Raw genomic sequence first — 26,812 nt, 5'->3', positions numbered from 1 at the left:
CATGAAATCGATCGTCTTCACCGGCGGAGGCTCGGCGGGCCATGTAACGCCCAATCTGGCGCTTATATCCAGACTGCGCGAGAGCGGCTGGAATGTGAATTACATCGGCTCGGCGGACGGCATCGAGAAAACCATTATCGAGGAAGCCCGCATTCCGTTCCATCCGATCTCGTCGGGAAAGCTTCGCCGTTACTTCGATCTGAAAAATTTCAAAGATCCGTTTAAAGTGATCAAGGGCGTCTTCGACGCTTACCGGACTATACGCAAGCTGAAGCCGGACGCCGTCTTTTCCAAAGGCGGCTTCGTGTCCGTTCCGGTTGTCGTGGCGGGCTGGATGAACCGGATTCCCGTCATCATCCATGAGTCGGATATGACGCCGGGGCTGGCCAACAAGCTGTCCGTACCATTCGCTTCGCACATCTGCGTCACGTTCCCCGAGACGCTGCGCCATATGCCCGGAGGCAAGGCGGAGTGCACGGGGCTGCCGATCCGCGACGAGGTGAAGCGCGGCAGCAAGGCGAAGGGACTCTCGCTCTGCGATTTTCACAGCCGGAAGCCGGTATTGTTCATTATGGGCGGCTCTCTCGGGGCGAGAGCGATCAACGAAGCGGTCCGGGGCGGACTCAGCCGGCTGCTCGAGACGTTTCAGATCGTACATCTGTGCGGCAAAGGCCATGCGGACCCGCAGCTGAACGGCGTCCGCGGCTACCGGCAATTCGAATACGTGACGACCGAGCTGCCCGATCTGCTGGCCATGGCCGACGTTGTCGTATCCCGTTCGGGCTCGACGTCCATCTTCGAATTTTTGTCGCTGCGCAAACCGATGCTGCTTATTCCGCTGTCGAAAAACGCTTCCCGGGGCGACCAGATCCTCAACGCGGAATCGTTCCGCAGCCAAGGCTACTCCGAAGTGCTGGAGGAGGAGCAGCTAACGTCCGATACGCTGCAAGACGGCTTGCTTCGTCTGTACGAGCAGCGGGAAACCTATATAAACCGGATGAACGCGTATTCCAATCAGGACAGCGTCTTGCAAATCATCGCCCTGATCGAGCGGCTGTCCGGGGCCCGGAGCTGACCGCGATGCTCGCTCCACAGCCGCGCCCCGCTTATCCGCGCCCGCACGGATGGGCGTTTGTCACACATCCGGCCCTTTTACATACTATACACTATAACCGTGACAGACACCGGGATACCGCTATATGCACGATGCGGAAACATAACCGTATTTCTCGAAGTGTTCGGACCCTAGGGGCGTACCCGCGTCTGCAGACGTTCGACGTTCGTTCAGGCAGGTCCCAAGGCGTTCCCGTGAAGGAGGTTCACCCATGCTGCAGGTAATCCAAGATTTGCAGGCTGCCCAAGTAGGCGAAGTGATGCAAAACGAACCGCTCGCTGACTACACGACCTGGAAGATCGGCGGTCCCGCCGACGTTCTGGTCGTACCGAACGGCAAAGAGGAGCTGGCTGAGACGATGCGCATCCTGCATCGGCACGGCGAATCGTTTATGACGATCGGCCGCGGCTCCAATATGCTCGTATCCGACAAAGGCGTACGCGGCTTCGTGATCAAGCTCGGCAAAGGTCTCGACCAGATCCGGTTCGACGATCAGGTTGTTACGGCCGGCGGAGCTGTGTCACTCATCCCCTTGTGCGTTAAGGTCGGCAGAGAAGGACTTACCGGGCTGGAATTCGCAGGGGGCATTCCAGGCACTGTGGGCGGAGCCGTCTACATGAACGCCGGGGCTCACGGTTCGGATATGTCACGTATTCTCAAAGAAGCCGAAATTGTACTGGAAACCGGAGAGACGATACGCCTGCGTAACGATGAGATGGAGTTTGGATACCGGCATTCGCTGCTCCACAGGCGGCCCGGGATCGTGACGGAAGCCGTCCTGGAGCTGAAGCACGGAGACCGGAAAGAAATTTCCGCCGCTATGGCATCCAACAAAGCCCGCCGCATTCATACCCAGCCGCTGACGCTTGCGACGGCCGGGAGCACGTTCCGCAATCCGGAGGGGACGTTTGCCGCGAAGCTGATTGAGGAGGCCGGGCTGAAAGGCTACCGTGTAGGCGGGGCGGAAGTATCGCCGCAACATGCCAACTTCATCATCAACACCGGAGGCGCGACGGCGAATGATGTATTGCAACTGATGGACCATATACGAAGCACTGTACTCGGAAAGTTCGGCGTCACCCTGGTGCCGGAAGTATGGATCGCAGGGGAAAAGTAACGCAGGTTATTCCGGTTCCCGGCTTGCAAGGCAGGCTTTCGGGAGGGTATAACATTGGAGAAGCTGGTTATCGAAGGCGGGAAGCCCTTGTCCGGCAATGTCCGGATTCACGGCGCCAAAAACGCTGCGCTGCCGATCCTCGCGGCATGTACGATGGCGGAAGGCGTTCACCGGATCGGAAACGTGCCGGATCTGCTCGATATTCATGTCATGCTGGACATTTTGCGCGCACTCGGCTGCAAGGCGGAGCTGAAGGACGATGTCGTTTCGCTGGAAACGTCTTCGGCCCATTCGTCGCATATTCCCGAGGAATTAATGCGCCAGATGCGGTCCTCGATCTTTTTGATGGGGCCGCTGCTCAGCAGGTTCGGCCATGTGCAAGTGTATCAGCCGGGAGGCTGCGCCATCGGGGAACGCAAGATCGACTTGCATCTGAAGGGCCTGCAGGCGCTTGGAGCGAAAATCGAAGAGTCGGGAAATACGATCAAGTGCAGCGTAGACCGGCTGAGAGGAACCGATATTACGCTCGATTTCCCAAGCGTCGGGGCGACGGAAAACATCATGATGGCTGCGGCTTTGGCGGAAGGCGTTACGACGATTTCCAATGCGGCGCGCGAGCCGGAGATTCAAGATCTGCAAAACTTTTTGAACGCCATGGGCGCCAAAATGATCGGCGCCGGCACGGACACGATAACGATCGAAGGAGTGGAGCGGCTTACGCCCCGGGCTTACCGGGTCATTCCGGACCGGATCGTAACGGGCACGCTGATGGTCGCAGCTGCGGCAACGCGGGGCAGCGTCACTTTGGAGAACGTTTGTCCGGCTCACCTGACTTCGGTCATTCACGTCCTCAAGCGCGCGGGTGTTCAAATCGTCGCTAGCGATGATATAATACACGTAAGCAACTCTTCCAGACCGCGAGCCGTCGAACGAATCGTAACTTCGCCTCACCCGTCGTTCCCTACTGATCTGCAGGCGCAGCTGATGGTGCTCCTGGCGCTTGCCGACGGAATCAGCGTCGTGAAGGAGACGGTGTTCGAAGGCCGCTTCAAGCACGTCGACGAGCTTTCCCGCATGGGCGCCGATGTGCGGGTCGATCTGAACAGCGCCTTTATTCGCGGGGTACCGCGATTGTACGGAGCGACGGTCGAAGCGACCGACTTGCGCGCCGGAGCCGCACTCGTGATTGCCGGCCTGGCGGCGGCGGGCACGACCATCGTCGAGCAGATTCATCATATCGACCGCGGATACGACCAGATCGAGATCATGTTCGGCAGGCTCGGAGCGAAGATCGAACGTTTCAGTCCTGTACGTCAATTGAAAGTTCCATAAGCCGTTTGCGGCATCGCCAGAAGCTCCCCTTCTCCTACAGGAAGGGGATGAACGGCGTTTTAACGTTTTTGCGCGTTACGATCGGAGGTTTTCGATTTGCAGGAAAGAATGCCCGTACTGCGGGAAGAGAAGCGGAGGCCCCGCAGCAGCCGGAAGCTGATCGTTTTTTTGGTGCTGCTGTTTATCTCGCTGTTGGCCGTGCTGTTTTTCCGTTCGTCTCTCAGCAAGATCGCCCAGATCGAGATTACCGGCAATTCGGCCCTGACGACCGAAGAAATCGGACAAGTGCTCGGCATATCGGTCGGAGACAACTTTTTTCCGTTCCGTTCGGCTAGCGTCGAAGCTCGCGTGCGCCAGCTGCAGGCCGTCGAGAACGTGGCCGTGAGCAAAAAGTTTCCGGGGCTGGTGCGAGTGGCCGTCGAGGAATATCCTCGCGTCGCTTTCCAGATCAATTCGTCGGGCGGTAAAGACATGCTGCTGTCCAACGGCCTGGCCATTCCCGTGAACGACCCCGGTGTCGTGGTGGACAAGCCGATCTTGTCCGGCTGGAGCGACAGCGACCCGTGGAAGGCGAAGCTGACGGAGACGCTCCGGCGTTTATCGGACAAGACGCTCGCCGAAATATCGGAAATCAAGCCTTCCCCTACCAAAACCTACGAAGATAAAATTAAAATGTACACCCGCTCCCAGTTCGAAGTTTATACGACGATCACCTACTTGCCGGACAAAATCCAATACCTCGACGAGATGATCGAGCAGGTGGCGGAGAAGGACGTATCTTCCGGCGTGTTCGAACTTTTGGAAGCCAATACCCATATTCCGTTCGACATGTATTACACCCAGCCGCAGGACCCCGCCAAAGAGGCGGACAAGAAAAGCGGTTCCGCGTCAAATCCGACAAAAAACGATACCAAAGATCCCCAGAAAAAAGGAAACTGATCCGAATACTATGTCAGGGGGCGAACAGTCGCCTCCTCTTTTCCGTTTGGTTAAGCGCACGTTACATATTTACCTGTATCTGGATGGCGTTCCGGCGGCTTGATTGCGTCTAAAAAAGAACTACTCTTTCCTATTAAAAAATGGTAGAATTGTAGTTATGGGATCTACCAGCCACTCGATTTTTCACTCTTAAATTGGAAATAATTGATACGCCCGAATCCTCATAAAAAATTGTTGAAAAAAGAGGGAAACTATAAACCGTGTGGAATATGTACAAAGGTGTTTTTTGCGACACCGACATTTATCTGAATTGCTGGGAGGTGCCACGGGTTGAGCAGCAATGACATCATTGTGAGTTTGGACATCGGTACGTCCAAAGTGCGAGCGATTATCGGCGAAATGAACAACGGCGCCATTAATATAATCGGAGTTGGATCTGCCGACTCGGAGGGTATTCGTAAGGGTGCTATCGTGGACATCGATCAGACCGTCCATTCGATACGGAGCGCAATTGATCATGCAGAGCGTATGGTAGGGATTCAAATTTCGGAAGTGTATGTCGGCATAGCCGGTAATCATATCGCTTTACAGTCGAGTCACGGGGTAGTAGCCGTGTCGAACGAAGACCGGGAGATTGGCGAGGAAGATATCGAGCGGGTGCTGCAAGCCGCAAAGGTTATCGCGCTTCCTCCGGAGCGGGAAATTATTGGCGTTGTGCCGAATCAGTACGTAGTTGACGGTTTGGAGGGAATTCAAGACCCCAGAGGGATGATAGGCGTCCGGCTCGAAGTCGAAGCGACGATTATAACCGGCACGAAGACATCCATACATAATTTGCTTCGCTGCGTAGAGAAATCGGGACTGCGCGTTTCCGGCATCGTCCTCATGTCTCTGGCTTCGGGTCAGCTCTGCTTGTCCAAGGACGAGAAGACGGTAGGGACGCTGCTGGTCGACATCGGCGCAGGTGCTACGACGATAGCGGTGTACGAGGAAGGCAGCCTTATCGCCACGTCCACCTTGCCGATCGGCGGAGAATATATTACAAACGATATCTCGATCGGACTTCGGACACAACTCGACATTGCCGAGAAGATTAAGCTCAAGTTCGGCTGCGCCATCATCGACGACGCGGCAGCGGACCAAATTTTCAAGGTGAACCGGATGGGCAGCAACGTGGACAAAGAATATTCCCAGGTTGATCTGGCCCATATTATCGAACCCCGGGTTCAAGAGATTTTTCAGTTGATTCGTGCCGAGGCTCATCGTCTCGGTTATGGGGAAGCGCCGGGAGGTTACGTACTGACCGGCGGTGCCGTGTCGATGCCCGGTGTGCTGGAGATCGCACAGATGGAGCTCGAGAACTCGGTCCGCATGGCGGTGCCCGATTTTATCGGGGTTCGCGATCCGGCTTACATGAGCGGAGTCGGCATCATTCATTACGTTTCCAAGTTCGCGCGCCAGCGTCCGAGCACAGCAGCCGTCAAGAAGCTTCCGGCCGTGAGCAAAAAATCATCGTCTGCCAAAGAGGGGAAGCCCGGGCTGTTCGAACGGATTAAAAATTATTTGAGCGAATTTATTTAAACTCTCGCGGCAAACGAACACAAGCAATTGAGGGAGGATAACACTTGTATGTTTGAAATCGATTTGGGTAACGAATCGCTTGCGCAGATCAAGGTAATCGGCGTAGGCGGCGGCGGGAGCAATGCAGTAAACCGGATGATCGAATTCGGCCTGAAGGGCGTAGAATTTATAACGGCCAATACGGATGCTCAAGCTTTGCAGACGGCGAAGTCCGATACGAAGGTGCAGCTTGGCGAGAAGCTGACTCGCGGTCTTGGCGCAGGCGCCAATCCGGACGTAGGCAAAAAAGCGGCTGAGGAATCCCGTGAGGTTCTTGTAAATGCGCTTCGCGGCGCAGATATGGTGTTCGTCACTGCCGGCATGGGCGGAGGAACCGGTACGGGTGCCGCTCCGGTTATTGCTGAGATTGCCAAAGAATGCGGAGCACTGACCGTAGGCGTAGTTACGCGTCCGTTTACGTTCGAAGGACGCAAACGTTCCGCACAAGCCGAGCAAGGCATTAATGCTTTGAAGGAAAAGGTAGATACGCTGATTGTCATTCCAAATGACCGGCTGCTCGAAATTATCGATAAAAAGACACCGATGCTGGAAGCGTTCCGTGAAGCGGACAACGTCCTTCGTCAAGGGGTCAAAGGGATCTCGGATTTGATCGCTGTTCCCGGTATGATCAACCTCGACTTTGCCGACGTCAAAACGATTATGACCGAACGCGGCTCTGCACTGATGGGAATCGGCGTCGCTACCGGAGAAAATCGCGCTGCCGAAGCGGCAAAAAAGGCTATTATGAGCCCGCTTCTTGAAACATCGATCGACGGTGCGCACGGCGTTCTGATGAACATTACCGGCGGAGTGAACTTGAGCTTGTACGAAGTAAACGAAGCGGCGGATATTGTCGCCTCGGCATCCGACCCTGAGGTCAACATGATTTTCGGTGCAAGCATCGACGAAAAGCTGACCGACGAGATTATGGTAACCGTTATTGCCACCGGGTTCGAGCATAAGCCGGCGCAGATTCCACAGCAGCCGCAGCGGCGCGCGGGTCTTGGTGGAAATGCCGAACAGCCGGCTGACAAATCGCAAGGCGGCCTTCGTCCGTTTGGAAGCGGCCAGCCTGCGGGCGACCAGCTCGACATTCCAACCTTTTTGCGCAACCGCGGGAAGAACAATCCTTCCGGCCGTTAATCGCAGCAGAGCCAGAGCACCTCATTTGCATACGATTCCCGTAAATACCCGGCCCGGCCTATATGGTCGGGTTTTTTGTGTTGACTATCCAGAATGTTGAAGTTCCTCACTACGGTAAAAAAGGAGAAGGAGCTCCTTTCTTGTCAGGCAGGCAAGTATCGCAAGTACGTTCATCGCGATTGGGTGGCCGTTTGGACTTTCTGCTGCCTAATATCCTCGAAAAAGGCGCAGACTCCACCAGTTGGCTGAAATAGGGGGGCAAACCGCCTCTATCCGTTCTATATTAGTTTGTCGAAAAGATCGAAAATAGGAGGTGCCAAAGAGGCTGTCGATTCATTGTGTAGAAGTGTTAGAAAGGCCGTTCCAAGTGAAAAGTTACCTTCTTCTGCTCAGAGAGGTTGTCCGGAATCCCTTGATTGAATAAGGATTGTAAGGTAGGGGATTCCAGACAAAACTCGCGAGAAGGTAATCTTTTCCCTTTCCACTTGGTTGTCCACAATGAATCGACAGCCTCGCCAAAGACTCCTATCTTGTTCGTGCAGCTATATTTCAAGCTGCGCGGACCTCGAATATGGAACGAGTGTCGTTACCAAGTGTCGTTACCACCTTGGAGTACGTGTGCCGGGATGAGTAATCCTGTTAAGTTGCAGAACAGTTCCCGATGATTTCTGAAATCTCGCTGCCTCTCCCTATACCCTCGGTAAAAACACCATATTCCGCCATTCTTTCCTTGCCGCTGTGTAGGAAATTCGTTTTCTTGCGCTATTGGTCGTTTGATTATATTGTTTTATAGTGTTATTTATTTTGTTTATGCGATAAAAGGGAGAAAACCTGCTCCAAAAATTTCGCCAAAAAAAGACGCTTCGCCATGACAAGTTTAGACAGACTTTGAAATATGCTTACTATATACTGATTTCAAGAATGGCAGATTCAACTGGAAACAGCCGCAGCTGCCCGGAGCGTACAGGCTTCCGGCGCTTCGATGCGGTGTTTCGTCGTCTTTGCAGCAGGCAGGGGGGAACCGATGGTCGTTTATTTGGATCTGATCTTCCTTGTCAATTTCCTCATCGATGGTGCGATTCTGCTCGCAGCGGCCCGGATTCGTCATATACGGCCGAGCTGGTGGAGGATCGCGGCATCGAGCGCGTTTGGCGCCTCGTACGTTGTGATGATGATGGTGCCCTCCTTATCTTTTATGTTTACGATCGTTTTGAAATGCTTATTTTCGTCGGCCATGATCGTAATCGCTTTCGGTTTCGGCGGACTGCAGACGTTTTTGCGGAATATGGGCGCTTTTTATGTGGTTAGTTTCGCCGTAGCGGGCGGGATGTTCGGCATTTATTATTTCCTCCAGTCGCCGGGGGAAGTGATGAACGGCATTCTTGTCACCCGCTCGGGCGGGCTTGCCCACCGGGTCAATATCGGTTTTTTGTTCGTGACTCTTACGTTTATTCCGTTGTTGTGGCTGTTCCGGGCAGTATTTTTCGGCGCCAAGCGCAAGCGGGAGATGACGCAATATTTGGCGAAAGTCAAAATCCGCATCGACGACTACGAATCGGTATGCACCGGATTGATCGATACGGGCAATCAGCTGTACGACCCGTTGACGCGCACGCCGGTTATGGTTATTGAAGCGACTCAGTGGAGCGATATGCTGCCCGAGTCGTGGATGGCCCGTATTCGTCAGTCGGAGGTGGACCAGCTTGTTGCGGGGATCGGGTCCGATTCGTTCGTCTGGCAGGATCGGCTACGCCTTATTCCGTACCGGGGGGTGAACCGTGGAACGCAGTTTATGCTAGCTTTGAAGCCCGACAAGGTGGTGATTGTCCATAACGAAACGGAAATCGTAAACGAGCGGGTGCTTGTCGGCCTTGATGGCGGGAAGCTGTGCGCCGACGGATCGTACCAGGCAATCATTCACCCTACATTGGTGCAAATGGAAGCGTAGCGTTTACGTGTACGTAGAGGGAGGCTGGTATTAAAATAAGGCGCACCCCCGAAACGATTGCGAGTAAGCCGGCTTTTCATAGAAAAGCCCAAGCGGATGCTTACGAAGCTGGCTTTTCTATAAAAAGCCCGGCAGATGCTTACGATGCTGGCTTTTCATAGAAAAGCCCTTAACTTACAATTAAGCTTTTCACTGAAAAGCCTTCAGGAGGTATCCCATGCTGCTAAAGTGGAAACTGATCATGCAAGTGCTCTATTACCGACTTCTGTTCCTCCTCGGTCTGAAGAGCGACGAGATTTATTACATAGGAGGCAGCGAAGCGCTGCCGCCACCGCTAACGAGAGAAGAAGAGGAGTATTTACTGGGGAAGCTGCCATCCGGAGATGCGGCGATCCGGGCGATGCTCATCGAGCGTAATTTGCGCTTGGTCGTGTACATAGCGAGGAAGTTCGAGAACACCGGGATCAATATCGAGGATCTCGTATCGATCGGCGCGATCGGGCTGATTAAAGCCGTGAACACGTTTGATCCGGAGAAAAAAATCAAGCTGGCTACTTACGCTTCCCGTTGTATCGAAAATGAGATTTTGATGTATTTGCGCCGGAACAGCAAAGTCCGGACGGAGGTTTCGTTTGACGAGCCGCTGAACATCGATTGGGACGGCAACGAGCTGCTGCTCTCCGACGTGTTGGGGACGGAGAACGATACGATTTACCGCAATATCGAGGAGCAGGTGGACCGGAAGCTGCTGCATAAAGCGCTTGAGAAGCTGACCGAGCGGGAACGGATCATTATGGAGCTGCGCTTTGGCCTGCAAGACGGGGAAGAGAAAACACAAAAGGATGTAGCCGATATGCTGGGCATCTCCCAATCCTACATCTCCCGGCTGGAGAAACGGATCATCAAGCGGCTGCGCAAGGAGTTCAATAAGATGGTATGAGGAGAAGCGCGAGCAGGCTTCTCTTTTTTGTTTAGCTTCCGCCGATTTTTCTTGCGGGTGATGAGGAGAGCTTTTTGCTTTAGAGAGAGTAAGCTGTAAGCGATTTCTGCCGACCTTTCAGGAACGTCAGTTCGCGTTCGGAGGCGCATAAAAAAAACTTCCAGGGAGATAATTAACAGTAATGTTTCTCCTTGGGAGGTATTCACGTTGACCCGAAACAAAGTCGAGATCTGTGGTGTTGATACTTCAAAACTGCCTGTTCTGTCCAACGCGGAAATGCGGGAATTGTTCGTACAGCTTCAGACGAGAAACGAACGAGCAGCAAGAGAGAAATTGGTTAACGGCAATCTACGATTGGTCTTAAGCGTTATTCAGCGCTTCAATAACCGTGGGGAATTCGTTGACGACTTGTTTCAAGTCGGCTGCATAGGTCTTATGAAGGCGATCGATAATTTCGATTTGAGTCAAAACGTCAAATTCTCAACATATGCCGTACCGATGATCATCGGGGAAATCCGGCGTTATCTGCGGGACAACAACCCGATCCGCGTATCCCGCTCGCTTCGCGATATCGCCTACAAAGCGCTGCAGGTACGGGACCAGTTGACCAATTCGAATTCGCGGGAGCCGACCGTATACGAAATATCCGAAGCTTTAAATGTTCCGAAGGAGGACGTCGTGTTCGCCCTCGATGCGATTCAAGATCCCGTTTCTTTATTTGAGCCGATATATCATGACGGCGGAGACCCGATCTATGTGATGGACCAGATAAGCGACGAACGGAACAAGGACGTGTCATGGATCGAAGGAATCGCCCTTCGGGAAGCGATGCGCAAACTGAACGATCGTGAGAAAATGATCTTGTCGATGCGTTTTTTCGAAGGAAAAACCCAGATGGAAGTGGCCGACGAAATCGGCATCTCTCAGGCGCAAGTATCCCGGCTTGAAAAGTCGGCAATTTCACAAATGCAGAAGCACGTTAAAACCTGATCCGAAACTAGTTTGTACCCAAAGAACGGACTACACGCGTTATCCCCGTTCAAGCACTACTATACAAGCGACAAACCTCCAAGCCCATTGGTATTGACCACAGTACGGGGCTGGAGGTTTTTTTAACTTTAAACATGGATGAGGGGGAACCGAGTAAGAGTGGTTTGCACCCCTTATTTTGACCGAAAGCCCGCTCGGACACGGAGTAAGAGCGGTTTGAAGCTTCTAATATCCGCGAAACGGGTGCAGACCCCTTCGGCGGGCGGAAATAGGGGGTATAAACCGCCTCTATTTGTCTCGGTCCCCCAATATGCCGAAAATAAAGGGTGCCAGAGACTCTAATTTGGTGAGCTAGCTCCCGAATTTAGCCGTACGCATTACGTTTCAGCGACGCCGAATATGTGCTTTTCGCAAATACGGGTTACGTGCTGTATCTGGTGTTTTAAAATTACCATATGCATGAACTATCGCCTTGCACGACTGGTTTTCCGGTCAGGGACCGTTCATTCGCTCTCGCTAATAGACAGGCTCTGGCATATTTACAGCACTTTTCAGCTTGTCAGCCCGAAGGAGCAGGACATTTTGCCCGTATGTCACATATACTGGTATAGAGCCCAGTCGTGTCGATCCTGATCTTGCGTGTAACCGCATCGTGCGGAGAATTTGACAGGTTCGGCGGCCGGCAGCTCCCATCCTCTGCGATTCGTGGTGATTGGACTTGAAAATATCGGACTTCCAATCGAAAGACGTCATCAATATCGTCGACGGCAAAAAGCTCGGTCAAATTAGCGATCTCGAGCTCGATTTGCGGCAGGGCCGGATCGAGTCCATCGTCGTGCCGAATCAGAGCAAGTTTTTTGGTTTCCTCGGCGGGGGGACGGATGTGGTCATACCGTGGCGGAACATAGTAAAAATCGGGATGGACGTCGTGCTCGTCAAACTGGACGATGCCCGAGCCTACCGGGTCGAAGGCGATAACGAGTTCCAGGACGACCAGCGGTCGTACCGGTCATAGAACGGGCCGGGAACGCGGAAGCGCGCCTTCCCGGCGGTGCCGGCTGACTTGTCGGCTCTGCCGGACGGCGTCGTCCGGATATGATATACTGGATGCCGAGAGGAGAGGACAAGCGTTGCCATTGGAACCTTTTCAATTGACCCGTAAACCGGGGGAACCGGCGTACGTTATGATAGAACGATGGGAGCGGGAACATCCCGGCATTAGTGCGGGGATGACGACCCGGATCGGAGGCGTAAGCGGCCCGCCTTACGGAACGCTGAACTGCGCTCTGCATATCCAGGACGAGCCGGTTGACGTGATCGAGAACCGGAGACGGCTTGGCGAGACGTTAGGCTGGCCGTTTGAAGCCTGGACCTGCGGAGAACAGGTGCACGACCGGCAGGTGGCCGTCGTGACGCTGGCCGACAGGGGGAAGGGCCGTGAATCCCGCGAAGATGCGTTTGCGCATACCGATGCGATCGTTACCAACGAGCCGGGAATATGGCTCACTTCCTTTTATGCCGACTGCGTTCCGCTCTATTTTTTCGATCCGGTGCGACAGGCAGTCGGCCTCGCGCATGCCGGTTGGAAAGGCACAGTGCTGCGCATTGCAAGCGAGACGATCCGGACGATGTCCGAAGCATACGGCACCGATCCGTCCGACGTGATGACCGCAATCGGACCATCCATCGGCATGTGTTGTTATGAAGTGGACGATGCGGTTATAGCGAGGATCGATTCCTGTCTGGACGAGATCGGCGCAGAGCCCGGTGTACATTCAGACGTATACCGTCCCGGAGCGGAGAACGGGAAGTGGATGCTGAGCTTGCAAGAAATGAACAGACAAATTATGATAAAAGCAGGAATATTGCCGACGCATATCGAAATATGTGGGATGTGTACCGGCTGCCGCACGGATCTGTTCTTCTCCCACCGGAAGGAGAACGGGGCGACGGGTCGTATGGCATCTTGGATCGGACTAAGAAGCGCGAGTCAGCGGTAACGGAAAGGATTGGACAAGTTGGGCATGCTGGAACGAATTCGCCAAGTGGATGCGCGCATCACGCAGTCGTGTGAACGAAGCGGGCGCGACCGCAAGGACGTTAATGTAATTGCTGTTACGAAGTATGTATCGATTGACACAACGCGGGAAGCGGTCCAATGCGGACTGAAGCACCTCGGCGAGAACCGCTGGCAGGATGCCCAGGCGAAGTGGGAAGCCATCGGCTCCGAGGCGACGTGGCATTTCATCGGTCATCTGCAGACGAATAAAGTAAAAGACGTGATCGGAAAGTTCGCTGCCATACATTCACTCGACCGGCTGTCTCTGGCCAAAGAGGTGGACAAGCATGCCGCGAAGCTCGGAACGGTCGCCGACTGCTTTTTGCAGGTGAACGTATCCGGCGAACAGTCGAAGTACGGCTTGGCGCCGGAGCAGCTGATCCCGTTCGCCGAGCAGTTGTCCGGCTACCCGAATATCCGTGTGATCGGTCTGATGACGATGGCGCCGTTCGAGGCCGAAGCGGAAGAGACCAGGCCGGTGTTCCGGGGACTGCGCGAGCTGCGGGACCGGCTCAATTCGCAAGGAACGCTCGGGTACCCGGTGCCGCACTTGTCGATGGGGATGTCCAACGATTTCGAGGTGGCGATTGAGGAAGGGGCAACCTGGATTCGGCTGGGAACGGTGTTGGTCGGAAAGGAAGGATAAGCTCCGCTGCCGCCAATGCCATAACGAGGACGGCTCCGTACAATCGTACGAATGAAATCGTTCATAAAGGAGGACAATCGTAATGGGAGTTATGAATCGATTTTTGAATTTCGTCGGCTTGCAGGATGAAGAGGAAGTTGTCGTGGATCGCGACCAGAACCGGGTAAACGACGAGATGGAAGATGCTGAAACCGTTCCTTCCGACATGCGTAAAAGTAATAAGGGAAATATCGTCAGCATCCATTCCCAGCGCAACGTCCGGGTCGTGCTGACCGAGCCGCGCTCCTACGAGGAGACGCAGGAGATCGCCGATCAGTTGCGTTCGCGCCGGCCTGTTGTCGTCAATTTGCAGCGGGTCCGGACGGATCAGGCGATCCGCATCGTCGATTTTTTGAGCGGCACCGTATACGCTTTGAATGGGGGGATTTCGAAGATCGGTCCGAATATATTTTTGTGCACTCCGGATTCGGTTGAAATTCAAGGCGCTATTTCGGAAATGCTGCATGATCAGGAGTGAAATTTGTAGATTGAGGTGAAAGTATTGAGCCCGGGAACGATCGATTCCATTATAGGGTATATTGGACAGCTGGGAACGGTGTATACGTATTTGATTATCGCATACATCCTGCTATCCTGGCTGCCTAACGCCCGCGACAGCTTTATCGGTGAAATATTGGGGAAGCTCGTTGAACCTTATTTGACGCCATTTCGCCGGTTCATACCGCCCATCGGCGGAATGATCGACATCTCTCCGATCGTAGCCCTGATTGCGCTTCGGTTTGTCATTGCGGGATTGCAGGCCGTCGTTGGTTATTTACTTAACATGTTCAGTTGAGGTGACTCGAGATGTCCTCGGAAGTACGTGCGCATTTTCACCCCGATGAATATCGATTCGTCGACAAAGCGCAGGATTGGATTCAGCGTGCGGCCGAACAGCACATCGTAAAGCGTACCGATTTCCTGGACCCGAGGCAGTCGTTCATCATCGAGTCGTTAGCGAATCGGAATGGCGGCGTCTCGGTCGTCTTTGACGGAGGTTACGAGGGGGCCGAACGCAAGCGGGCCTCGATCGGACCGGACTATCGCCGCAGCGAACCGGGTGAGGCCGGTGTCGGATTGTTGTCCATCACGTCAGGGGACGCCAAGTTTTCCCGGCTTCAGCATAGCGATTTTCTCGGCTCGCTGCTCGGCTTAGGCATTAAACGCGACAAGATCGGCGATATTCATGTCGGAGACAACTGCTGCCATTGCCTGGTGGCTGACGAAATTATCGATTTCGTGAATTCGAATTTGCAATACGTGAACCGGGTATTCGTCTCCACGGAGACGCTCCCGCTGGATCGTATTCAAGTCGCAGCGCAAACGCTGGAGGAAATGAATTTGACCGTCGCTTCGCTTCGTCTGGACGGAATCGTTAGCGACGTCTACCGTCTGAGCCGCGCCAAGGTGATGGACCCGATCAAGGCCGGACGCTGCAAGGTAAACTGGAAACCGGAAGCGGACCCTTCCAAAGCCTTAAAGGAAGGCGATGTCGTCTCCTTCCAGGGATTCGGCAGATTTAGGCTCGTAACGGTAGAAGGCGAAACGAAAAAGGGCAGAATTCGGCTGAAAATTGGCAAATTCGTGTAAGAGATTGCAGGATTTCCGCTGTTCCCGTCGAAATTTTATAACGGGATAAGACAGCGTTTTCCGCCGTCATCATTTACAGGAGGTGCGCCAATGCCTTTAACGCCATTGGACATACATAACAAGGAGTTCGCCAAACGTCTTCGCGGATATGACGAGGACCAGGTCAACGAGTTTCTTGATCAGATTATTAAAGATTATGAATTGTATATACGTGAAAATAAGGAACTACAAAGCCAGGTAGCGGCGCTTCAGGAGCGGCTCGATCATTTCTCCAATATCGAGGAGACGCTCAGCAAGACGATTATCGTCGCCCAGGAGGCGGCGGACGAAGTCCGGAGCAACTCCAAGAAGGAAGCCCAGCTGATCTTGAAGGAAGCGGAGAAAAACGCGGACCGGATCATCAACGAATCGTTAACGAAGTCGCGCAAAGTCGCCCTCGAGATTGAAGAGCTGAAGAAGCAGGCGTCGATTTACCGGACCCGGTTCAGAACGCTTGTCGAAGCGCAACTCGAGCTGCTTGGCAATGACCAGTGGGATTCGCTGGATTCGGGCGATGACCGCAAATAAATCAGCGTACCTGTCCGGATGGGCTTCAGTTGACTCCCGTTTGCCGACTCGGGTATAATGATGGACGACAGACCGCTATGCAGCGGTTGTTTTTTTGAAGCAGCCCAAAGCGATGACCGGGACAAGTACATTCGGAGAGATGGAGTCAAGCGAGCCGGGGAAGGTGCAAGCCCGGTATCCAGCCGAGTCGAATATCCCCCGGGAGCGTCTCTCGAACGCCGGCGAATGAGCGGTTACTAAAGAGAACGGGAGATCCCGTTACAGATCGTCGAGTGAGCATGTCCGAGAGGAATGCCGTATTCATTACGGCCGAATCCGTATGCTTATGAGGGTGGTACCGCGAGAATAACCTCTCGTCCCTTTGTGGACGAGAGGTTTTATGTTTGTTCAGACGATAAAAGGAGTGTACGAAAGATGGATTACGGCAAAACGTTAAATTTGCTGCAGACCGAGTTTCCGATGAGAGGCAATTTGCCCCAGGCCGAGCCGAATATGCAGAAGTGGTGGGAAGAGATCGACATTTATGCGAAGGTGCGCGAGCACCGGCAAGGAAGTCCCAAGTTTATTTTGCATGACGGGCCTCCGTATGCGAACGGGGACATCCATATCGGCCATGCCTTGAACAAAGTATTGAAGGACTTCATCGTCCGGTACAAATCGATGCGGGGGTTCGACGCGCCGTACGTTCCAGGCTGGGATACGCACGGATTGCCGATCGAGCAGGCGATTGCCAATAGCGGCAAGGTCGATCGCAAAAAGATGAGCGTGCTCGAATTCCGCGACTATTGCAAGCAGTATGCACTGAATTGGGTCGAGAAGCAGAAAGGGCAATTTAAACGGCTCGGCATCCGCGGAGACTGGAACGACCCTTACATTACGCTGAAGCCGGAGTACGAGGCCCAGCAAATCCGGGTTTTCGGCGATATGGTCAAGAAAGGGTATATTTACAAAGGACTGAAGCCAGTGTACTGGTCGCCGTCTTCGGAGAGCGCCTTGGCGGAAGCGGAGATCGAATACCGCGAGAAGACGTCCGCCTCGATCTATGTTGCCTTTGATGTGAAGGATGGCAAAGGCAAGCTTCCTGAAGGATCGTCGATCGTAATCTGGACGACTACGCCATGGACGCTGCCCGCCAACCTCGGCATCAGCCTGCATCCGGAATTCGATTATGTACTTGTGGAAACGGACGGTAAATTACTCGTTTTGGCGGAAGGGCTGCTGGAGGCGGTCTCCAAAGAAATCGGCTGGAGCCAAGTCACGACGAAGGCGACGTTTAAAGGTGCGGAGCTGGAGTATGTAACGTGCCGTCATCCGTTTTACGACCGGGAGTCGGTTGTCATTCTCGGCGAGCATGTCACGCTGGAAGCGGGTACGGGATGCGTTCATACTGCACCGGGGCACGGGGAAGACGACTTTACGGTCGGGCAGAAATACAATCTCGGCGTATTGTGCCCGGTCGACGATCAAGGTAAGATGACTTCGGAGGCTCCCGGCTTCGAAGGCGTATTTTACGATAAAGCGAACAAGCTGATCACCGAGAAGCTGGAACAGTCCGGCCATCTGCTCAAGCTGGATTTCATCAAGCACCAGTACGCCCACGACTGGCGGACCAAAAAACCGGTCATCTACCGGGCGACCGAGCAATGGTTCGCTTCGATCGACAAGTTCCGCGGGGAGATGCTGGATGAGATCAAGCGGGTCGACTGGACGCCGGAATGGGGCGAAGTTCGCCTGCACAACATGATCGCCGAGCGCGGAGACTGGTGTATATCGCGTCAGCGGGTATGGGGCGTGCCGATTCCGATCGTTTATTGCCGAAGCTGCAACCATCCGCTCGTGAACGATGAGACGATCGAGAAGGTCGCGGGCATTATCGAACGGGAAGGCTCGAATGCCTGGTTCGCTATGGATGCCCACGAACTGCTGCCGGAAGGAACTCGTTGTCCGGAATGCGGACACGGCGAGTTCCGCAAGGAAACCGATATTATGGACGTCTGGTTCGATTCCGGCTCCAGCCACGCCGCTGTGCTGGAAACGCGTCCGGAGCTGCAATGGCCGGCCGATCTGTATCTGGAAGGCTCCGACCAGTACCGGGGATGGTTCAATTCGTCTCTGATTACAGGTGTGGCGGTCCGCGGTCAATCGCCTTACAAAGGGATTTTGAGTCACGGATTCACGCTGGACGGAGAAGGCCGCAAAATGTCCAAGTCGATCGGAAATACGATTGATCCGAGTCAAGTATGCGGCAAGCTGGGCGCCGATATTTTGCGGCTGTGGGTCGCTTCGGTTGACTATCAGGCGGACCACCGGATTTCGGACAACATTCTAACACAAATCTCCGAGGGGTACCGCAAAATCCGCAATACGCTACGCTTCCTGCTGGGCAACTTGTCCGATTACCAGCCTGCGAGTGATCGCGTATCGTATGCGGAGATGAACGAGCTTGACCGATTTGCGGTGATCCGCTTGAACCGGATGACAGAGCGGGTGCTGAAAGCTTACGAAAACTATGAGTTCCATGTCGTGTATCAGGCGGTGCACCATTTCTGCGCGGTCGAGATGAGCGCCTTTTATCTGGATATCGTCAAAGACCGGCTGTACGTAAGCAGCCCGGACGATGCGGCCCGCAAAGCGTGCCAAACCGTATTATACGAGGCGCTTACGGCAATAACTAAACTGATTGCGCCCATACTGCCGCATACGGCCGACGAAGTGTGGAGATATACCCCGGAGACGGCGGCGGTCAGCGTCCAGCTTGCCGATATGCCGGACGTGCAGACGTCCGTGTATGACGCGGAGCTGGAGAACAAATGGGAACAGTTTATGGAAGTTCGCGACGAGGTGCTGAAGGCGCTGGAAGTCGCAAGGAAGGACAAAGTGATCGGCAATTCGCTCGGAGCGCATATCCGCCTGTATCCGGATGCGGAGACCGCGAAGCTGCTCGAACGTCTGACCGGTCTGGATCAGCTGTTTATCGTATCGGCGGTAAGCGTGGAGGAGACGGGAGTACCGGTGCCGGAAACGGCGATGAAGCTGAAGGGACTTGCCGTAGCGGTTGAAGTAGCGTCCGGTGAAAAATGCGAACGCTGCTGGGTAGTCAGTCCCGAGGTGGGTACGGATAAAGAGCATCCGTCGCTGTGCGGCCGCTGCGCGCCGATCGTAAAATCGATGTAATGACCCGTCATGGAGAGCCGGCCCGCCGGTTCTCCATGAACGTTATTCGAGTCAATTTCCAAAAGGGGGACCTTGCTTGACAGAGAAGAAGCCGGATGAAACTACGCTGGACAGTGTGAATGAACGATTGAAGAAAATCGCCGATCAGATGGAAAAGGTTCAAATCGCGGACTACGTGGCGCTGCTGAATCGCCCGAGACGGCTCATCTTCATCAATTTGTACACCGGAATCGCCCGCGGCGTCGGCATCGCCATCGGTTTTACCGTGTTCGCAGCGCTAATCGTCTACTTCCTTCGCATGCTCGGAGCGTTAAACCTTCCGATCATCGGTGACTTTATCGCCGATATCGTCAAGATCGTACAGATACAGCTGGAAGGGCGCGCTTATTAAAATGGGGGGGCACGGGACAGTGGGCAGTAGAATGCCAGATCGGCTAATGGAGTCCAGAATCCAGATCGTTATACGGATCGGGCTCCAGCAGCGGATCGCCTTCCCGGTTGTCCATATAGTCCCGATACTGCCGATTGCGGATAACCGATACTTGCTCGCCGTACAGATCTGTTGCGATAAAGCTTTCGAAAGATTCGACGAAGCCGTCATTCTCATCGGATTCCGTATACAGCTGATCGTAGTTCCAAACCTCGCGATCCTCGGCCATGGCGGGAGAGTCCGAATTGCCCCAGCTTTCGACGATCTGCCAGGCATCTTCTCCGTCAAATCCGTTTTGTCCGGGCAGCTCGTCCAGGCTCGTACGGCCAAAAGGGGGTTCGAGCAGACGCTCCTCTACTGGACGGCGCTGAGATATATCGCGGTCAGGAACATGGTCGATGCAATACTCCGTAGTCGGCATCGCTTCCAGCCGTTCATACGATATGGATTTCCCGCATACCGCACAGATGCCGTAGGCGCCTTCGCTCATCCTCTCCAGCGCATCGTTAATGTCGGCGAGATGGTGTTCCTCGTGCTCGTTCAGCGCAATGTCTTTCCCGCGCTCGAATAGCTCCGATCCGAGATCGGCGGGATGATTGTCATAGGCGGACAGCTCGCCGGTTGTCGCCGCAAGCGGATCGGCAGCGCCGAAATGGTCGTTTTGCTTCAGGCGTTGCTCCAGCTCGTATTTTTCCCGTATGAGTACGTCGCGCAGCGTCTCTCGTTGTTCGCTTGTTAGTCGGTTCACTGGTTGTCGTTCTCCTTCCGTAAGGCAGTGTCTGAATCGGAGCGATACGTATATCGTTAGCCATCGGTGCGGAAATAAAACAACCATAATTTATGATTGCGAGAGCCGGATAACGGCGGTTCGCTTCATTGGACGCGCAGGCGGCCGCTATGCTACAATGCGAGGTATCGGAACCTAAAGTCGCAGGGAGGACTGCACGTTGATTTATTATATTTATGCGCTTATCGTATTTGTGATCGACCAAGTTACGAAGCGGCTAGTTGTGGTGAATATGAAAGAAGGAGACTCGATCCCGGTGATCGGCGAGTTTTTTCAGCTGACTTCGCATCGGAACCGGGGAGCGGCGTTCGGCATTTTGCAAGAGCAGCGCTGGTTTTTTATTGTCGTTACAACGGTTATCCTGATCGGGCTGATCTGGTATTTGCAGAAGCTTCGCAAAAACGGCGACAAGAAACTGTTGAAAGTCGCGCTGGGATTACTGCTTGGCGGAGCGCTCGGCAATTTTATAGACCGGCTGTTGTTCGGAGAAGTTGTGGACTTTATGCATTTCACTTTCCGGTTTTCGCTGTTCGGCTGGGACGTCGACTATCAATTTGCCATATTCAACGGGGCCGATTCTGCAATCGTAATCGGGGTAGCGCTTATTTTCCTCGATTCTATTCTGGAATGGCGTAAAGAAAGAAGAGGTCTTACTCATGAACAAGGACAAGTTTAAGGAGCACGACTCGTCAGCGCAGCAAGTCCTGCCGTTCGAAACAAATTCGGAAGATCCGGATACCGAGGGTCTGCAGGAATGGATCGTCGAAGCGAAGGACTCCGGCGAGCGGATCGACAAATATGTTACCGAATCGTGCGGCGAGGATATCTCGCGTTCGCAAATCCAGCTGTGGATCAAAAATGGGGATGTCGTCGTAAACGGCAAAGCAGTAAAGCCGAACTACAAGCTCGCCGAGGGGGATAACGTCCAGTTGATCGTTCCCGATCCGGTCGAGGTGAGCATCGTTCCCGAACCGATTCCGCTCGACATCATCTATGAAGATTCCGATGTCATCGTAGTGAACAAACCTCGCGGCATGGTCGTCCATCCGGCACCCGGACACTACTCGGGAACGCTCGTGAATGCGCTCCTGCACCACTGCACCGATCTGTCGGGAATTAACGGCATGCTGCGCCCCGGTATCGTACACCGGATCGATAAGGACACTTCCGGTCTGATCATGGCCGCCAAAAATGACAAGGCGCATCTGTCGCTGGCCGCCCAATTAAAAGAACACAGCGTTACGAGAAAATATATCGCCGTCGTGCACGGCAACGTGACCCACGATCAGGGAACGATCGAAGCCCCGATCGGCCGATCCTCGGAAGACCGCAAGATGTATACTGTCACGGACAAAAACAGCAAGCATGCGGTCACTCATTTTATCGTGCTTGACCGGATCGCCGATTACACGCTGATGCAGCTGAAGCTGGAAACCGGACGGACGCACCAGATTCGCGTTCATATGAAGTATATCGGCCACCCGCTCGTAGGCGATCCGATGTACGGGCGCAACAAGGGAAACCCGATCGACGGGCAAGCTCTTCATGCGGGTGTGCTCGGATTCGTTCATCCGACGACGGGGGAGCATCTCGAGTTCGAGGTCGGCCTTCCCGACGATATGACCCATTTATTGGACGTTCTCAAAACGTTATAATCCGTACTCATGTAATGGGGAGGAACACTTGTGGAGCATCTGGTCAATTCCGCGGTTCACAATATTCAAATCTCGGGCATACGCAAAATCTCGAATCTGGTGGCCGCCTACAAGGACGTCGTCACGCTGACCATCGGCCAGCCGGACTTTCCGACGCCCGCCCATATAATAGAAGCAGGCAAAAGGGCGCTCGATCAAAATAAAACGCTGTATACCCCCAATCCGGGGCTGCCGGAGCTGCGTCAAGCGGCTTCGGCTTTTGTCAACCGCAAATACGGGCTCGGCTACGATCCGGATCAGGAAATTATCGTGACGGCCGGAGCAAGCCAGGCGCTCGATATAACGCTTCGGACGATCGTCGGCCCGGGCAGCGAGGTCATTATCCCTGGCCCGATCTATCCGGGCTATGAGCCGATTATCCGGCTGTGCGGAGGAACACCGGTGTACGTGGATACCCGCAAGACCGGGTTCAAGTTGACGGCCGAACTGCTGAAGCCGGTGCTGACCGAACGGACGCGCGCCGTCGTCCTCTGTTATCCGTCCAACCCGACGGGGCGGGTGATGGCCGAGGAGGAGTTGAAGGCCGTCGCCGACCTGCTGCGCGGCAAACCGGTTTTCATCATCTCAGATGAAATTTACAGCGAGCTGATTTACGATGCGCCTCACCGTTCTATCGCTTCGCTGCCCGGGATGAAGGAGCAGACGATCGTGATCAACGGCTTGTCGAAATCGCATTCGATGACCGGTTGGCGGATCGGATTTACGTTTGCTCCTGCGGACATCTCGAAGCATATGGTCAAGGTGCACCAATACAATGTGACGTGTGCAAGCTCGATCAGCCAGTATGCGGCGGTAGAAGCGTTGACGGCCGGGATCGACGATGCGGAGCCGATGAAGCGGCAATACAAGCTCCGCCGGGATTTCGTATACGACCGGCTGCAGCGGATGGGGCTTGAAGCGGAGAAGCCGGAAGGCGCGTTTTATTTGTTCCCGTCGATTCGCCGCTTCGGATTAAGCTCCATGGAATTTACGATGAAACTGCTGGACGAGGAGCGGGTGGCGGTCGTTCCCGGCGACGCTTTCTCCGAATACGGGGAAGGGTATATCCGGATTTCGTATGCATACTCGATGGAGCTTCTGGAGCAGGCGATGGACAAGCTGGAATCGTTTGTTGAACGGCTCGGTTAAATTTTTTTTGAATCCGTTCATTTTCCTGCAACAATTTTCCGGAAACGCTCGTTAATAGAGTCGGAAAACAATTCTTGGAAAGAAGGGAAAATGAACGATGAACATGACGATGAAGAAGAAATGGCTGATTACAGGGGTAGCCGCCCTCGCATTAACGACGGCACTGTACGCTCAAAGCCTGCCGCGCTTCGGCCCGGGCGAAGTATACGCCGCCGAGCAGTCCTCCAGCGTCAAAAACGTGATTACCGTCAACGGTCAAGGCGAAATGACGGTCGCTCCGGACGTCGCTTACATCAACCTCGGTATCCGCACCGAAGCGGAAACGGCGAAAGATGCCCAAGCGGCCAACGCGGAAGCGTACACGAAGCTGCGGGAAGTATTGTTCGACAAGTACAAGCTGCCGGCGAAAGACGTGCAAACGTCCGGCTTCAGCGTAAGACCGGAGTATTCGTACTCCGATCGCGGAGAGGCGAAAGTAAAAGGATACAGCGCCACTCAAATGCTTCAGGTGACGTACCGTGACCTCGACAATCTGGGAACGTTCCTCGATGCGGTATCCGCGGCCGGGGCGAATCAGATCGAAGGCGTCCGCTTCAGCACGGAGAAGGGCCAGGAATATGAGCTGCAAGTCATCGAGAAAGCGATGGACAACGCGAAGGCTAAAGCGCAAGCGATCGCCAAATACGCCGGCAAAGAGCTGAAAGGGATCGTAGCCGTGAATCAAGGCGGTGGAGTCGCCATCCCTTCGGAATACCGCAACATCGAGATGTCCAAAGCGATGATGGATTCCGCAGCCGGGTCTCCGACCAGCATTTCGACCGGCGAGCTGAAAGTAACGACAAATGTGACGGTTCAGTACGAATTCTAAAAGCAGATCGAATACAGCCTTTGCCCTTGACGGGTGAAGGCTTTTTTGTATTTGCCGAAGCGGGCACGATTTGTTTTAGGTTTACGGTTGGACGATGGACGATTTGCGAACAGCGATATGAATATTTTAGATTAAATTGTATACTTAATACCATATAGGGTAAGTAAGATAGCCTAATTAAACCGAAGGAATCAAGGAGGAGCCAGAGATGGAAAACAAGCAGGAGCAATCGTTAGAAAATCATCGCAGGTTATACCCGCTGCAGCATTTTGTGCTAATGCCGCTGGGACTTCTCACGTTTTTGGCTGCAATAGGCTTCGTTATTGCGGATGCTGCTTCGGGCTCGCTCGACTGGAGGACGGTCGTCCTGTTTTCCTTAGCTTTACAGACGGTCCTAGTCGGTGTAATAACGCGAAGAAACAGTCTCGTCGTGCAAGATCGCGTAATTCGTGCAGAGGAAGGATTGAGGCACCTCGTATTAACTGGCAAGCCGTTAAGCGGCAAGCTGACGATCCGCCAAATCATCGCCTTGCGCTTCGCATCCGACGAAGAGTTTCCTCAACTGGCTGCCCAAGCAGCCGAATCCGGCCTATCGCCGGCGGATATCAAAAAATCGGTCAAGCAGTGGCGAGCGGATCATCATCGGGTATAGTCCCAAGCAAAAGAGCGGTTAACCCGGACGGTTAGCCGCTCTTTTGCCGCGTATACCCATAGTCATCTTGATACCCGGTTTACCGGTCATTGCGGTGCAGGAACGCTTTCACCGCGAAAATCGGCAATACGAGCTGCCGCCGCCAGCGGGAAGGGTTGGAGAGCAGCCGGTACAGCCATTCGATGTTCAGCTTGATCCAGAATTCCGGCGCCCGCTTCACTTTCCCAGCGAGAATGTCGAGGCTGCCGCCCACGCCCATAACGAGCTTGGCGTTCAGCTTCGGCTTGTTGCGGTAGATCCAGCGTTCCGCATGGGGAGCGCCCATCGCCACGATCAGAAAATCAGGGCTTGCCCCAGCGATTTCTTCCACGATGGCGGGTTCCCGGTCTGCTCCGAAGAAGCCGTTATGGCGTCCGGCAATCTTCACGTTCGGATAACGGGCGGCGATCGCTTCGACCGCCTTGCGGTTCGTTTCCTCGTCCGTACCGAGGAAGTAAAACGACCATTGGTCCCGGTTGCCCTGCTCAAGCAGGCGCAGCAGCATATCATAGCCGGTTACGCGTCCGGGGACGGGTTCGCCTTTCCACTTGGCGGCTTTCACGATCCCGATGCCGTCAGGCGTGATAATGCCCGCTTCATGTAATATTTTCATCAGAGACGGATCTTTCGAGGCGGACATCACGATTTCCGGATTCGCGGTCACGACATGATACATGCCGCGTTCGGAACGATTCGCCAATTCCGTAAAATGCCGGATCGTCTCATCCAGGTCCATCTTCGAGAACGGCACGCCCATGATCGTCACGCGATCCTTTCTCGGGTCCGCCGCGGACGCCGTCCGGCTGTTGCCTCCACTCATGCCGTATCCCCTCCTGAACGCAATCGGTCCGATTTCCAGCGGAAATAATCGGTCACCGCATAAATAGCGACGGGTATCGCCTGCTCGCTCGGTTCAAGCTTGGCGTGGTGCAAACCGTAAGGCGTGTCGACGCCGAGCCAGAACATAAAGCCGGGGATGCTCTCGAGAAAATAGCCGAAATCCTCCCCAGTCATCGCTTCCGAACATTCGATCAGACGAGCGTGACCGGACGTCCCGAGCCATTCCATAAATTCCCGGGTGATCTGCTCTTCATTGTACACTTGACGGTAATTCGACCCGTAATCGATATGAGCCGTACATTCGAAGGAGGCTTCCGTCCCGCGAACGAGCGCTTCGATCCGCTGCTTGACCAGCTGCATCGTGTCCGCGGACAACGTGCGGATCGTTCCTTCCAGCCGGGATTTTTCCGCGATAATGTTTTGTTTCGTGCCGCCTTCGATTTTACCGACCGTCACGACGGCCGAATCGAGCGGATTAACGTTGCGGGAAACGATCGATTGAAGCTGAACAAGCAGGTGGGCGGCCGCGACAACCATGTCGTTCGCCCGGTGCGGGTAAGCCGCATGTCCGCCTTTGCCTATCAAATCGATGAACAATTCCGACGTATTGGCGAACAGGATGCCCGGTCTTGTCGCGATCGTACCGGCCGGGTATTCCGGCGCGATATGCAGCGCGACGATCTGCTCAGGCAGCCAGCCGCGAAGCTCCTCGCTCTCCAACATCGGCTTGGCTCCGCCGGGGCCTTCCTCGGCGGGCTGGAAAATAACGATCAGATCGTCCGCCATCTCCCGCTCGACGAAATGGGTGAGCACCCCGAGCCCGATCGCCATATGCATGTCGTGCCCGCAGGCGTGCATGAATCCCGGATGCTCCGAGCGGAACTTGTAAGAGGTGTCCTCCTCGATCGGCAGCCCGTCCATATCGGCGCGGTAGCCGAATGTGAACTGCGGGTCCGTTCCTTTGACTTTGACGAGAATGCCTGTCCGCCATGTGCGCACCTCGATCCGGTGCTGCGGCAGCTCCCCGATTCGATCGAGCAGGAAGCGCTGGGTTTTGAATTCGGCATAACCGGGCTCCGGGATGCGATGGAGCTGTCGGCGTATATCGACAAACGTTTGGATCTCCGTACGCATA

26 protein-coding genes and 1 other annotated feature are annotated in these 26,812 nt (G+C 54.4%); of the genes, 23 read left to right on the top strand and 3 right to left on the bottom strand.

Annotation, left to right across the window (positions count from 1 at the left end; translation table 11 throughout):
* The first annotated feature begins 1 nt into the window (after position 1).
* The 18 genes from PV433_RS15795 to PV433_RS15710 all read left to right on the top strand — a co-directional run bounded on the left by PV433_RS15795 (position 2) and on the right by PV433_RS15710 (position 19,609).
* Positions 2-1,075, top strand: a complete 1,074-nt coding sequence (locus PV433_RS15795; protein WP_332073033.1) for an undecaprenyldiphospho-muramoylpentapeptide beta-N-acetylglucosaminyltransferase — start codon at positions 2-4, stop codon at positions 1,073-1,075.
* Between the two features lie 250 nt (positions 1,076-1,325).
* Positions 1,326-2,231, top strand: coding sequence for a UDP-N-acetylmuramate dehydrogenase (gene murB, locus PV433_RS15790; RefSeq protein ID WP_190926163.1), 906 nt, complete (start codon positions 1,326-1,328; stop codon positions 2,229-2,231).
* A gap of 54 nt (positions 2,232-2,285) precedes the next feature.
* Complete coding sequence (gene murA, locus PV433_RS15785; protein ID WP_332073032.1) at positions 2,286-3,563, top strand: UDP-N-acetylglucosamine 1-carboxyvinyltransferase; 1,278 nt, start codon at positions 2,286-2,288, stop codon at positions 3,561-3,563.
* 96 nt (positions 3,564-3,659) lie between these two features.
* Entirely contained in the window at positions 3,660-4,502 is an 843-nt protein-coding gene (locus tag PV433_RS15780; RefSeq protein ID WP_332073031.1) for a cell division protein FtsQ/DivIB, read from the top strand.
* Positions 4,503-4,832: 330 nt separating this feature from the next.
* Positions 4,833-6,083 (top strand): cell division protein FtsA, encoded by a 1,251-nt coding sequence (ftsA, locus tag PV433_RS15775; RefSeq protein WP_332073030.1) that lies wholly within the window; start codon positions 4,833-4,835, stop codon positions 6,081-6,083.
* A 48-nt stretch (positions 6,084-6,131) separates the two neighbouring features.
* A complete protein-coding gene (ftsZ, locus tag PV433_RS15770; RefSeq protein WP_332073028.1) occupies positions 6,132-7,265 on the top strand; it encodes a cell division protein FtsZ in 1,134 nt (377 codons plus the stop codon).
* A gap of 1,024 nt (positions 7,266-8,289) precedes the next feature.
* Positions 8,290-9,213 carry a sigma-E processing peptidase SpoIIGA gene (gene spoIIGA, locus PV433_RS15765; RefSeq protein ID WP_332073026.1) on the top strand — a complete coding sequence of 308 codons (924 nt, stop codon included), beginning with the start codon at positions 8,290-8,292 and terminating at the stop codon, positions 9,211-9,213.
* Between the two features lie 217 nt (positions 9,214-9,430).
* A complete protein-coding gene (gene sigE / locus PV433_RS15760) occupies positions 9,431-10,153 on the top strand; it encodes an RNA polymerase sporulation sigma factor SigE (RefSeq protein WP_190926176.1) in 723 nt (240 codons plus the stop codon).
* Positions 10,154-10,360: 207 nt separating this feature from the next.
* Positions 10,361-11,143: an RNA polymerase sporulation sigma factor SigG gene (sigG, locus tag PV433_RS15755; protein WP_190926178.1), complete on the top strand. Its 783-nt coding sequence runs from the start codon at positions 10,361-10,363 to the stop codon at positions 11,141-11,143.
* 718 nt (positions 11,144-11,861) lie between these two features.
* On the top strand, positions 11,862-12,158 hold the full coding sequence (locus tag PV433_RS15750; RefSeq protein ID WP_190926180.1) for a YlmC/YmxH family sporulation protein: 297 nt from the start codon (positions 11,862-11,864) through the stop codon (positions 12,156-12,158).
* A gap of 115 nt (positions 12,159-12,273) precedes the next feature.
* Positions 12,274-13,143, top strand: coding sequence for a peptidoglycan editing factor PgeF (gene pgeF, locus PV433_RS15745; protein ID WP_332073024.1), 870 nt, complete (start codon positions 12,274-12,276; stop codon positions 13,141-13,143).
* Positions 13,144-13,161: 18 nt separating this feature from the next.
* Complete coding sequence (locus PV433_RS15740) at positions 13,162-13,848, top strand: YggS family pyridoxal phosphate-dependent enzyme (RefSeq protein WP_379209133.1); 687 nt, start codon at positions 13,162-13,164, stop codon at positions 13,846-13,848.
* Between the two features lie 82 nt (positions 13,849-13,930).
* Entirely contained in the window at positions 13,931-14,365 is a 435-nt protein-coding gene (locus PV433_RS15735; protein ID WP_190926184.1) for a cell division protein SepF, read from the top strand.
* Between the two features lie 24 nt (positions 14,366-14,389).
* A complete protein-coding gene (locus PV433_RS15730; protein WP_332073022.1) occupies positions 14,390-14,683 on the top strand; it encodes a YggT family protein in 294 nt (97 codons plus the stop codon).
* A gap of 11 nt (positions 14,684-14,694) precedes the next feature.
* On the top strand, positions 14,695-15,477 hold the full coding sequence (locus tag PV433_RS15725) for a YlmH family RNA-binding protein (protein WP_332073021.1): 783 nt from the start codon (positions 14,695-14,697) through the stop codon (positions 15,475-15,477).
* Between the two features lie 90 nt (positions 15,478-15,567).
* Positions 15,568-16,044 carry a DivIVA domain-containing protein gene (locus tag PV433_RS15720; RefSeq protein ID WP_332073020.1) on the top strand — a complete coding sequence of 159 codons (477 nt, stop codon included), beginning with the start codon at positions 15,568-15,570 and terminating at the stop codon, positions 16,042-16,044.
* A gap of 103 nt (positions 16,045-16,147) precedes the next feature.
* Positions 16,148-16,408: a binding site (T-box leader), on the top strand.
* A gap of 50 nt (positions 16,409-16,458) precedes the next feature.
* Positions 16,459-19,218, top strand: a complete 2,760-nt coding sequence (gene ileS, locus PV433_RS15715; protein ID WP_332073019.1) for an isoleucine--tRNA ligase — start codon at positions 16,459-16,461, stop codon at positions 19,216-19,218.
* Positions 19,219-19,324: 106 nt separating this feature from the next.
* Positions 19,325-19,609 (top strand): DUF5665 domain-containing protein, encoded by a 285-nt coding sequence (locus PV433_RS15710; protein WP_442951532.1) that lies wholly within the window; start codon positions 19,325-19,327, stop codon positions 19,607-19,609.
* Positions 19,610-19,652: 43 nt separating this feature from the next.
* Here PV433_RS15710 and PV433_RS15705 read toward each other — a convergent pair whose 3' ends face one another.
* Entirely contained in the window at positions 19,653-20,396 is a 744-nt protein-coding gene (locus PV433_RS15705; protein WP_332073018.1) for a TraR/DksA C4-type zinc finger protein, read from the bottom strand.
* 199 nt (positions 20,397-20,595) lie between these two features.
* Between PV433_RS15705 and lspA the strand changes: the two genes are divergently transcribed.
* From lspA to PV433_RS15680, 5 genes are all read left to right on the top strand, one after another.
* Positions 20,596-21,111: a signal peptidase II gene (gene lspA / locus PV433_RS15700; RefSeq protein WP_190926195.1), complete on the top strand. Its 516-nt coding sequence runs from the start codon at positions 20,596-20,598 to the stop codon at positions 21,109-21,111.
* On the top strand, positions 21,092-22,090 hold the full coding sequence (locus PV433_RS15695) for an RluA family pseudouridine synthase (RefSeq protein WP_332073017.1): 999 nt from the start codon (positions 21,092-21,094) through the stop codon (positions 22,088-22,090). The genes lspA and PV433_RS15695 overlap by 20 nt, the downstream gene beginning before the upstream one ends.
* Before the next feature lie 30 nt (positions 22,091-22,120).
* The gene (locus tag PV433_RS15690) at positions 22,121-23,278 is read left to right on the top strand and encodes an aminotransferase A (protein ID WP_332073016.1); all 1,158 of its coding nucleotides are present in this window, start codon (positions 22,121-22,123) and stop codon (positions 23,276-23,278) included.
* Positions 23,279-23,375: 97 nt separating this feature from the next.
* On the top strand, positions 23,376-24,146 hold the full coding sequence (locus tag PV433_RS15685; RefSeq protein WP_332073015.1) for an SIMPL domain-containing protein: 771 nt from the start codon (positions 23,376-23,378) through the stop codon (positions 24,144-24,146).
* Between the two features lie 208 nt (positions 24,147-24,354).
* Complete coding sequence (locus PV433_RS15680; protein ID WP_332073014.1) at positions 24,355-24,798, top strand: DUF6526 family protein; 444 nt, start codon at positions 24,355-24,357, stop codon at positions 24,796-24,798.
* A gap of 79 nt (positions 24,799-24,877) precedes the next feature.
* Here the strand turns inward: PV433_RS15680 and PV433_RS15675 are convergent, their stop codons facing one another.
* Both PV433_RS15675 and PV433_RS15670 read right to left on the bottom strand, forming a co-directional pair.
* Entirely contained in the window at positions 24,878-25,657 is a 780-nt protein-coding gene (locus PV433_RS15675) for a WecB/TagA/CpsF family glycosyltransferase (RefSeq protein WP_332073013.1), read from the bottom strand.
* A complete protein-coding gene (locus PV433_RS15670; protein WP_332073012.1) occupies positions 25,654-26,811 on the bottom strand; it encodes an N-acetyldiaminopimelate deacetylase in 1,158 nt (385 codons plus the stop codon). The genes PV433_RS15675 and PV433_RS15670 overlap by 4 nt, the downstream gene beginning before the upstream one ends.
* Position 26,812 lies beyond the last annotated feature (1 nt).

Source organism: Paenibacillus sp. GYB004 (assembly GCF_036577605.1).
Lineage (GTDB): Bacteria > Bacillota > Bacilli > Paenibacillales > NBRC-103111 > Paenibacillus_AB > Paenibacillus_AB oceani.
The sequence above is the reverse complement of the archived record's forward strand: the minus strand, read 5'-3'. Positions and strand labels throughout refer to the sequence as shown.